10 protein-coding genes, 2 tRNA genes and 2 pseudogenes are annotated in these 9,314 nt (G+C 68.9%); 2 read left to right on the top strand and 12 right to left on the bottom strand.

Annotation, left to right across the window (positions count from 1 at the left end; all coding sequences use genetic code 11):
- Nucleotide 1 precedes the first annotated feature (1 nt).
- A tRNA-Ala gene (locus ACWDO5_RS34115) sits at nucleotides 2–74 on the bottom strand.
- Between the two features lie 123 nt (nucleotides 75–197).
- Here ACWDO5_RS34115 and ACWDO5_RS34110 point away from each other — a divergent pair.
- Nucleotides 198–1,343, top strand: a pseudogene (locus ACWDO5_RS34110) (glycosyltransferase 87 family protein); the annotation flags it as partial.
- On the opposite strand, the gene ACWDO5_RS34105 reads toward ACWDO5_RS34110, so the two are convergent.
- The 9 genes from ACWDO5_RS34105 to ACWDO5_RS34065 form a co-directional block, all read right to left on the bottom strand.
- Nucleotides 1,342–1,575 (bottom strand): hypothetical protein, encoded by a 234-nt coding sequence (locus ACWDO5_RS34105; protein WP_307665976.1) that lies wholly within the window; start codon nucleotides 1,573–1,575, stop codon nucleotides 1,342–1,344. The pseudogene ACWDO5_RS34110 and the gene ACWDO5_RS34105 overlap by 2 nt on opposite strands.
- Nucleotides 1,576–1,843: 268 nt before the next feature.
- A complete protein-coding gene (locus ACWDO5_RS34100) occupies nucleotides 1,844–2,017 on the bottom strand; it encodes a hypothetical protein (RefSeq protein ID WP_450534424.1) in 174 nt (57 codons plus the stop codon).
- Between the two features lie 119 nt (nucleotides 2,018–2,136).
- A tRNA-Ala gene (locus tag ACWDO5_RS34095) sits at nucleotides 2,137–2,209 on the bottom strand.
- Nucleotides 2,210–2,314: 105 nt separating this feature from the next.
- Nucleotides 2,315–2,983: a histidine phosphatase family protein gene (locus tag ACWDO5_RS34090; protein WP_450534425.1), complete on the bottom strand. Its 669-nt coding sequence runs from the start codon at nucleotides 2,981–2,983 to the stop codon at nucleotides 2,315–2,317.
- Nucleotides 2,980–3,411 (bottom strand): ribosome silencing factor, encoded by a 432-nt coding sequence (rsfS, locus tag ACWDO5_RS34085; RefSeq protein WP_327323563.1) that lies wholly within the window; start codon nucleotides 3,409–3,411, stop codon nucleotides 2,980–2,982. The genes ACWDO5_RS34090 and rsfS overlap by 4 nt, the downstream gene beginning before the upstream one ends.
- An 82-nt stretch (nucleotides 3,412–3,493) precedes the next feature.
- On the bottom strand, nucleotides 3,494–5,191 hold the full coding sequence (locus tag ACWDO5_RS34080; RefSeq protein ID WP_450534423.1) for an LCP family protein: 1,698 nt from the start codon (nucleotides 5,189–5,191) through the stop codon (nucleotides 3,494–3,496).
- Between the two features lie 19 nt (nucleotides 5,192–5,210).
- The gene (gene nadD / locus ACWDO5_RS34075; protein WP_450534422.1) at nucleotides 5,211–5,840 is read right to left on the bottom strand and encodes a nicotinate-nucleotide adenylyltransferase; all 630 of its coding nucleotides are present in this window, start codon (nucleotides 5,838–5,840) and stop codon (nucleotides 5,211–5,213) included.
- Between the two features lie 38 nt (nucleotides 5,841–5,878).
- Nucleotides 5,879–6,040, bottom strand: a complete 162-nt coding sequence (locus tag ACWDO5_RS34070) for a hypothetical protein (protein ID WP_307663568.1) — start codon at nucleotides 6,038–6,040, stop codon at nucleotides 5,879–5,881.
- Between the two features lie 103 nt (nucleotides 6,041–6,143).
- Nucleotides 6,144–6,308, bottom strand: a complete 165-nt coding sequence (locus tag ACWDO5_RS34065) for a hypothetical protein (RefSeq protein WP_450534421.1) — start codon at nucleotides 6,306–6,308, stop codon at nucleotides 6,144–6,146.
- A 118-nt stretch (nucleotides 6,309–6,426) separates the two neighbouring features.
- Here ACWDO5_RS34065 and ACWDO5_RS34060 point away from each other — a divergent pair, with 118 nt between their 5' ends.
- Nucleotides 6,427–7,563 (top strand): M48 family metallopeptidase, encoded by a 1,137-nt coding sequence (locus ACWDO5_RS34060; protein WP_450534420.1) that lies wholly within the window; start codon nucleotides 6,427–6,429, stop codon nucleotides 7,561–7,563.
- 16 nt (nucleotides 7,564–7,579) lie between these two features.
- Here the strand turns inward: ACWDO5_RS34060 and ACWDO5_RS34055 are convergent, their stop codons facing one another.
- Together ACWDO5_RS34055 and ACWDO5_RS34050 are read right to left on the bottom strand one after the other, a co-directional pair.
- Nucleotides 7,580–8,656, bottom strand: a complete 1,077-nt coding sequence (locus ACWDO5_RS34055) for an SCO2583 family membrane protein (protein WP_450534419.1) — start codon at nucleotides 8,654–8,656, stop codon at nucleotides 7,580–7,582.
- 182 nt (nucleotides 8,657–8,838) lie between these two features.
- Nucleotides 8,839–9,222 (bottom strand): annotated as a pseudogene (locus ACWDO5_RS34050) (SCO2584 family spore wall biosynthesis protein); the annotation flags it as partial.
- Nucleotides 9,223–9,314: the final 92 nt, after the last annotated feature.

Genomic DNA, 9,314 nt, shown 5'->3' with positions numbered 1-9,314 from the left:
GTGGAGCTAAGGAGAATTGAACTCCTGACCTCCTGCATGCCATGCAGGCGCTCTACCAACTGAGCTATAGCCCCTTGCGATGTGCCGCCTTGATCGAAGGTTTCCCCCGCAGCGACGTCGACAAGATTAACGCTCCCCCCGGCGCATCACCAAATCGTTTCCGGTCTGTACGGACTGAGCCGGTAACGTCCCCCTTCGTGACCGTGATCGCGCTGTCCAGTGCCCGACGTCCCGCCCTCGCCGCCGCGGTCTGTCTGCTCTCCTTCACGGCCTTCTGGATGGCGCAGCGCGCCGCCGACGTCTCCATGATCGACCTGATGGTCTACCGGGCGGAGGGGGAGACCGTACGCGCCGGAGCGGACCTCTACGCGATGCGCACCACCAAGGCGAACCTCCCGACGACCTACCCGCCGTTCGCCGCCCTGCTGTTCACGCCGCTCACCCTGCTCGGCGTCCCCGAGATGCGCGCCCTGGCCAGCGCCGCGAACCTGCTCCTGCTCGTCGCCTTCGTCGACCTGTCGCTGCGGCTGACGCACCCGCACGTGGACCGGCGCTCGGCGACGCTCTGGGTGGCCGCGGCCGCCGTGTGGTGCGAACCGGTGTGGACGACGCTCCGCTACGGCCAGATCAATCTGCTGCTCGCGGTCGCCGTGCTGTGGGACATCACCCGCCGAGAGGGGCACAGGTGGGCGGGCGCGGGCATCGGGTGCGCGGCCGCGGTGAAGCTGACGCCCGCGCTCTTCGCGCTCTTCTTGCTGATCACAGGTCTGGTGCGGGCCCGGCGCGAGGGCTGGAACCCGTGGCTCGGGCGGGCGGCGACAGCAGCCGCGGTCTTCCTCGGCACGACGCTCGCGGCCGCCGCTGTCCTGCCGTACGACTCCCGGCGCTACTGGACCCGGATGGTCTTCGCGGCCGGCCGGGTCGGCCACGCCGAGGACACCGCAAACCAGTCGCTGCGCGGGGTCCTCGCCCGGCTGCTGCACACTCCCGATCCGGAGCCGTGGTGGGTCGTGGCGACCGCTCTCGTCGCTGCGGCCGGGCTCGCCGTGTCCGTGCGCGCGGCGCTGCGGGGCGACCGGGCCTGCGCGGTTGTGGCCTGCGCGGCGACGGCACTGCTGATCAGCCCGGTCTCCTGGTCTCACCACTGGGTGTGGTGCGTGCCCACGGTGCTTGTCCTGGCGGTGCGCGGCAGCAAGGGGCGGGCGGCAGCGGCGGGGCTGGTGTTCTGTTCGTACGCCCTGTGGTGGGTGCCGCACGGACCGGGACGGCTCGAACTCGCCCAGAACAGCGGCCAGATGGTTTTTTCGGCCCTCTATTCGCTGACGGCCGCGACCGTCCTGGTCACGCTGTGGCGAATGAATAGAACCGTTTCAGAGTGCAGTGCTCGTCCAGGAGCCGCCCGTAGATCGGCTCCCCTTCGAGCTCTCTGTACGTCTCGATGGGGTCGCCCTTTATGATCAGCGCCCGCGCGCACTCCTCGCACCAGTACTGGTACTCGGGATTGATCGGGTCCATGTCCCGGACGATGGGCGTACCACCGCCGCACCAGTCGCACTTACGCCTGTGTGCACCCATCATTCAGCTCCAGCTGTGGCCGCAGGCCGTGCACACGTAGGAAACTCCACCATTGTCGCCGAGGACTTGGGCGACATGCCCCGATCCGCAGGACGGGCAACTGAGACGAGCGCGTACCTCCGCAGTGGCAAGCAGGTCATCGGCCTCCTCGCTGCTGCTGGCGGACATCGTGCTCTCCCTCCCATCCTGGCCGGTGTCCCCTCCGGCCGTCCGATTCTGCCATGGCCACGCAAGAGGGTCAGCGGCGTTTACGTGTGGCCATCGCCATTCATTCGTCGACGAGACCGGCCATCGCACCCAAGATCGACGCGGCTGTCGGCGCGAGGGCGCACACCCACAGCGCGTCGGCGGACTCCAGTGCCCCAGGTACTGTCTGACGATTCAGGAAGAGTGTGCCGAACGCGGCGACGCCGATGAGCTGTCCGAGCTGAGAGACGGTCACCAGCCTTTTGCAGGCTCACGGGCCACCGCCAGTCAGCCCATGCTGCGCGAACTGCGCGCGCGACCGAAACGCGAAATCCCGCCCTCTGATCGAGGACGGGACCCGGATTGTGGAACCTGTGGAGCTAAGGAGAATTGAACTCCTGACCTCCTGCATGCCATGCAGGCGCTCTACCAACTGAGCTATAGCCCCGCGTGTTCTTCGCGCTCGGCGCTGCGAACAAGAAGAACTTTAGCCTGCGACCTGCCGGAAAGTGAAATCCGGGGGTGCGGGGCCGAGAGCCGGGCACAGTCGGGGTCAGTCGTCGTCGCCAAGGACCGGTTCCGGAAGCGTGCCGGCGTTGTGCTCAAGCAGACGCCAGCCGCGCGCGCCCTCGCCGAGCACCGACCAGCAGCAGTTGGAGAGCCCGCCGAGGCTCTCCCAGTGGTGGGCCTCCAGGCCGAGCAGCCGGCCGATGGTGGTACGGATCGTGCCGCCATGGCTGACCACGACCAGCGTGCCGTCGTCGGGCAGCTTCTCGGCGTGGTGCAGCACGACGGGAGCGGCCCGGTCTGCGACCTCGGTCTCCAGCTCACCGCCGCCGCGACGCACGGGCTCGCCGCGCTTCCAGGCGGCGTACTGCTCGCCGTACCGAGCGACGATCTCATCGTGGATCAGGCCCTGCCAGGCGCCCGCGTACGTCTCGCGCAGGGCGGCGTCGTAGGAGATGTCGAGCCCGGTGATCTCGGCCAGCTCGCCGGCCGTGGCCGCCGCTCGCTTGAGGTCGGAGGCGACGATCGCGTCGGGCCTGAGGGAGGCGAGCAGCCGGGCTGCCCGGCGCGCCTGGGAGGCTCCGGTCTCGGTCAGCTCGATGTCCGTGGACCCCTGGAAGCGGCGCTCCAGGTTCCACGACGTCTGGCCGTGCCGCCACAGGACGACGCGGCGCCCTCTGCCGCTGCCGCTGCGCTTGTTGTTGTCGCCGTTCAGCTCAGCTCACCGTCCGGGTCGCCGGCGAGCCGTGCGTGCTCCTCGGCCTTGCCGCGGGTCTTCAGAGCGTCCTCGGGGAGAGGCAGCTCGGGGCAGTCCTTCCATAGCCGCTCCAGGGCGTAGAAGACACGCTCCTCGCTGTGCTGGACGTGCACGACGATGTCGATGTAGTCGAGCAGGATCCAGCGCGCGTCGCGGTCGCCCTCGCGGCGCACCGGCTTGGCGCCGAGCTCCTTGTTCAGCCGCTCCTCGATCTCGTCGACGATCGACTTGACCTGGCGGTCGTTGGGCGCGGAGGCGAGCAGGAAGGCGTCGGTGATCGACAGCACGTCGCTGACGTCGTAGGCGATGATGTCGTGCGCGAGCCGGTCGGCGGCCGCCTGAGCGGCAGCATTGACAAGCTCGATGGAGCGATCCGTGGCGGTCACAAGCAGGCTTTCGTCGTCGGTCAGGTACCCCTCAAGGGTCTCACGGACCACCGACAGCCCTTGCCGTGATTATTCGGCTTGATCATTCAGCCTTGTAGTCCGTACCGAGGACGACGGAGACATCGGCGTTGGGAGCAGGATCGCCCTTCTTGACCGCGCTCGCCGGCAGGCCCAGGGTCTTGGCGACCTCCGCCGCCTTCGCCTTCTGTGCCTCGTCCGCGTAAGTGACCCGCGAGGTCGACTCGGTGTCCGCCTTGCCGCCGTCGAGCACCGAGTAGCCGCCGTTGACCAGGGCGATCCGGGCCTTCTCCGTGGCACTGGTCGTCCCGGTGGCGTTCTTGATCCCCACACGGACGGCCGCGTCCTTGTCCGGCGCGGTGACCGTGCCGCCCAGGACGTCCTTGACGACGCTGTCGGCGGCCTGTGCGGTGAGTGTGCCGTCCTGCTGGACCGGCAGCAGCGCCGTCTTGTAGTCGCCGCCCTTTGCGTGTTCGGCGAGCTTGGCGAGCGAGGCGCCCAGATCGCTCTCGCGCAGCGACGGGTCGAGGATCTGCGCCAGCGTCTCCACGGTGACGGTCGCCGCCTTCGGGTCGTCCGGGAACTTCTTCAGGACGCCCTGCATGACCTGCCCGAAGCGCTGCAGCTGCTTCGCCTCGGCCTCGCCTGGCCCGAGGTAGGTGGCGTACGCGACGGCGGCGCGGCCGTTCAGCGTCTGGTTCTCACCCTTCTTCACCAGCGGTGCCTCCCCCTTCTTGGCGCCGGGCACGTCGGTGTCGGTGGTCAGGTCGATGGTGCCGACCAGCTCGACGAGATTCTCCAGATAGGGGGTGTCGAGCCGCCAGGTGCCGGTGATCTTGGCGCCGAGGAGGGTACCGATCGCCTCCCGGGTGCCCGTCGAGCCGTCGTCCTCGACCGACTTGCCGAGAGTGGTGGCGGTGCCGTCGTCGTTGGCGACGGAGAGGGAGTTGGGGAGCAGGACGGTGGTGCCCTGCTTGGTGGTTGCGTTGTCCACGAGGAGGGCCGTGGAGGTGCCCTTCTTCTTCGTGTTGTGCAGATGCACCACGATCACGTCCCGCTGCTGCGGTCCGGTCGCCGTGCTGTTCTTCTGTTGCGTGTCCGCCAGGCCGGGCAGCTTTCCCGCGTACCAGAGGTAGCCGACGCCGCCTGCGACGGCCAGCGCGAGGACGACGACAAGCGCGACTATGCGGTTACGGCCGCGGCGCTTGGCCTCCTCGCGCCGCTCGGAGCGGCTCTCGGTGAACTTCAGCCAGTCGATAACGTCTTCGGAGTCCTCGTCGGGCTCCTCGATGAAGGAGAACTGCTCGGCGCGGTAGTCACGGTCGGGCGCGGGCCGGCGCTGCCCGGGCACCGCGGCCTGCTCCTGCTCGGGTGCCCGCGCGGCCTCGGGTGCCCGCGCGGCCGGGGCCGGATGCTGCTGCGGGATGTTCCACTGCTGGGTGGTGTCGACGGCGGCGGGCTGCCGGCCCGTGTCGTAGCCCTCGTAGCCATAACCCTGGCCTTGCGGCTGCTGGGCCTGCTGCCGGCCATACGAGTCGTACTGCTGGGGCTGGGCGTAGGGGTCGTATCCGTAGCCCTGGTCCTGACCCTGCGGCTGCTGGGGTTGCCGTGGCTGCTGCGGTTGCTGAGAGTGCTGCTGTTGCTGCTGTGCGTAGGGGTCGTACTGCTGGGGCTGCTGATAGACCGGCTGCCCGTACTCGTCGTAGCCAATGATCTGCGGCTGCTGGTAATACGGGTCGTACGGATTCTGCTGGTCGTTCACCAGTGCCCCTCTCCGTGGCTCACTCGCCGCGGTACAACTGGCGCTTGTCGATGTAGCGCACCACACCGTCCGGCACCAGGTACCAGACCGGATCACCCTCCGCGACCCTCGCCCGGCAGTCGGTCGACGAGATCGCCAGCGCCGGAACCTCCACCAGGGAAACCCCGCCCTCCGGCAACCCGTCGTCCGTCAGGTCGTGACCCGGCCGGGTCACACCGATGAAGTGGGCGAGCGAGAACAGCTCTTCGGCGTTCCGCCAGCCGATGATCTGGGAGAGCGCGTCGGCTCCGGTGATGAAGAAAAGATCCGCGTTCTTGTTGAGGGAGCGCAAGTCCCGCAGGGTATCGATCGTGTAGGTCGGCCCGCCACGGTCGATGTCGATGCGGCTCACCGAGAACTGCGGGTTGGACGCCGTGGCGATGACCGTCATCAGATAGCGGTCCTCGGCCGGAGACACCGCTTTATGGCTCTTCTGCCACGGCTGCCCGGTCGGTACGAACACCACCTCGTCGAGGTGGAACAGGGCGGCTACCTCGCTGGCGGCCACCAGGTGTCCATGGTGGATCGGATCGAACGTCCCGCCCATCACGCCGATTCGGCGCTTGCCGGAACCGGAACCCGAACCGGTAGCCACTTCCTGCTCTCCCATGCGTGCAGAGCCTACTGGTACGGCGGCTCGGCCCCGACTCAGCGGTCGCGGTTGAAGCGGGTAGTGATCCACAGCATCAGAAGCAGCACGAACAGCGCGCCGCCGCCGGTGAGGTAGGGGTTGAGGCTTTCGTGGTTGCCACCGTGCTCGGCGCCTTCGGCGAGAGTGACCAGGTTGGCGGCGGTGCTGGCGAGGCTCATCTTCAGCAGGACCTATCGATCGGGAGTCTGAACTCGGGAATCGGACGGGCGGAGAGACTTCGCGCACATCGTATGCGGGCGGTCCGGGCACGCCCACGCCGACTCAGTCGTTGTCCTGGTCGTCGGCGCCGTTTCCGCGGTAGCCGCGCAGCAGGAACCAGGCGAGCAGGGCCGCTCCGGCGATCGACGCGACCAGCAGGATGCGCAGCGTATTGCCCGGTCCCTGCTGCTCGGATGCGGCGGCGAGCAGTGCGGCGGTGTCCGGCATGTCGGGTGTACTCCTCAGTTATCCACAGCCCCCCGCCACACCGTAACTCCAGCACCTACGCTGGGGTCCGTCAGGGGGACGAGCGGGTACACGACCAACAGGGCAACAGGGGGCTTGAATGACCGAAAGCAGTCACGAGAGCGTGCCGAGCAGGCAGCGCAAGCGCTTCCCGGGCATCTCTTCACGGGCGTACGAACACCCCGCCGACCGCTCGGCGCTGGTCGCCCTGCGCAAGCTCAGCGGCTTCGACACCGTTTTCAAGGCGCTGAGCGGACTGCTGCCGGAGCGCAGCCTGCGGCTGCTCTTCCTCTCCGATTCGGTGCGGGTGAGCGACGCCCAGTTCGCGCATCTGAACAGCATGCTGCGGGACGCCTGCTACGTCCTGGACCTGGAGAAGGTCCCGGCGATGTACGTCACGCAGGACCCGCGGCCCAACGCCATGTGCATCGGCCTGGACGAGCCGATCATCGTGGTCACCACCGGGCTGGTGGAGCTGCTCGACGAGGAGGAGATGCGGGCGGTCGTCGGGCATGAGGTGGGCCATGCGCTCTCCGGACACTCCGTCTACCGCACGATCCTGCTCTTCCTCACCAATCTCGCGCTGAAGATCGCGTGGATCCCGCTCGGCAATGTCGCGATCATGGCGATCGTCACGGCGCTGCGCGAGTGGTTCCGCAAGTCGGAGCTCTCGGCGGACCGCGCCGGGCTGCTGGTCGGCCAGGACCTGCAGGCCTCGATGCGCGGACTGATGAAGATCGCCGGTGGCAATCACCTCCACGAGATGAACGTCGACGCGTTCCTGCAGCAGGCCGAGGAGTATGAGGCGGGCGGCGATCTGCGCGATTCCGTGCTGAAGATCCTCAATGTGCTGCCCCGCTCGCACCCGTTCACCACGGTGCGCGCCGCCGAGTTGAAGAAGTGGGCCGAGAGCCGCGACTACCAGCGGATCATGGACGGTCACTACTCGCGGCGCACGGAGGACAAGGACACCTCGGTGTCCGACTCCTTCCGCGAATCCGCCTCGCACTACGCCGAGACGGTGCGCACCAGCAAGGATCCGTTGATGAAGCTGGTCGGCGACATAGCCGGCGGCGCGGGCGACCTGGGCGGCAAGCTCCGGGACAAGTTCACCGGCTCGGGCGGCAGCCCAAGCGGCAGCAGCGAAAGCTCCGGCGGGAGCAAGGGCAAGGGCAACGGCAGCGGTCCGGCGAGCGAGAACGGCAGCGGGAGCGGCGGCAGCCAGGGCGAGGCCTGAGCGGCGGCGACCTCGGTCAAGGCGAGGGCTGGGCTCCAGGCGCCAGCGACCCGCAGAGCGCCGCGGTGGCCTGGCCCGTCGCATACGGGTCGGTGCCCGCCGGGCCGCCCGCGGTCGCCCGCTCGCCGGCGAGCAGCGGGCGCAGGCTGCCGGACACGTTCGCGGAGCAGGCCTGCGGGCCGGCCTGGACATAGCTGACCAACAACTCCGCGCGGTGCTGGTTCAGATCGTCCCGGTCGAAGCGGAAGTGCAGCTCACGGCGGACGGTGAACAGCGAGGCCTCGCTCGCCCGCGGCCCGCTCACGCCCACCGGCCGCAGCGTGTAGGCGAAGGTGTGGTCCGACGTCACCTCCAGGGCGTCGGGCCCCGCCTCTGCGACGCGCAGCGTGCCCTGCACCCGGACCTCGGGTTCGGCCAGCGCCACCTTCGCGGGGTCGTAGCGCACCAGCCAGCCGGTGGCGGCATGGCGGCCGTCGGCGGCCGGGGTGGCCATGCTCCGGTCGAACTGCTCCAGTTGGTCGGGGTCGAGCAGCACCCGCACCGGCCTCACCGCACCACCCGTGAGGACATCGGGGTTGAGGGAGGACTCCACGAGGTAGTCCTTCGCGGTGGTCAGGGCCGTCATCACCTGGCTCTCGGAGAAGCTCATGGTGCGCTGGGCGCCGGGCAGATTGATTCCCGAGGCTCCGACACGGAAGTTTGCGGCGGGGCTGTGCGCATACAGGTCGGCGGGTGGGCCGCCCGGGACCGGGCCCTGCGGGGCCAGCGGGATCACCGTGATCCGCAGCGGGTCGGCATGCTTGGCGGCCGGTGCCTGGTACGGATGCCGGACGCCCAGGTATATGGCCGTTCCGAAGGCCATCGCGACCAGCAGGATGAGCACCAGGATCTGCCTGGAACCCCTCCTGCGGCTAAAGGCGGGGAGGCTGCGCACGGCTCGCGCGTGCTCGCCCATCCGCTCCTGCGCCGAGAACTCCTGAAGCCGGGCAGCCCGCACGAACGATTCGTCGAAGACGACGGATCGGTACTCGTCCTCACCACCGCCGGGGAGTCCCTCGGGTGTCCCCTCAGGCGGGTCTCCGCGCCCAGCCATACTTTCAGGGTAGGTCCGGCGGGGCCGCGGTAAACGCACTGGTACGCGACAAACTCCGACGAGTTCTTACGTGGCCGTCCAGGGGCTCGTGGAGCGGTCACCCAAGGGCCCGTGGAAGTCGTTCGTATGGGGTGCAGACCAGGCGGACACAGGGGGCGCACAAGGGGGCGCACAGAGCCTGCTCAGGGAGTGCGGGGGTCTGCCGAAACCGGCGGCGCGGAGTACTCCGCGGAGGCGGAGGGCCCGCCCACCCGGGCCGTGGCAGAGCCGGATGTGGGTGTGGCGTCGACGCCGGTGGTGGCGGGCGGCGGAACCCGGTCCTGGCGGTTGCCCGCGGCCCCGCGGTAGACGGCCGTGAAGGCGAGGGCAACCATCCCGATACCCATCAGCAGGGCGAGGATCCAGGCCACCGGCCGGTGCCAGCGGGCGCTGCCGCGGTAGGGGCGCAGGGCGCCACCGTGCCGTCCGTAGGGCCCGGAGTACTCGTCGGGGTCCATGCCGTCGTCGTCGTACGCCCGCTCCCGGCCGTACTCCCCGCCGGGGCCGTATCCCTCGTCGTAGAGTTCTCGACGGGCACGTTCATGTACCAGTTGATGTTGGAGACGAGATCGCGCTTGCCGAGGCCGTAACGCGCGCCCTCCGCGAGGAAGTTGTCGAC

This window comes from Streptomyces sp. NPDC000880 (genome assembly GCF_053599675.1).
The sequence above is the reverse complement of the archived record's forward strand: the minus strand, read 5'-3'. Positions and strand labels throughout refer to the sequence as shown.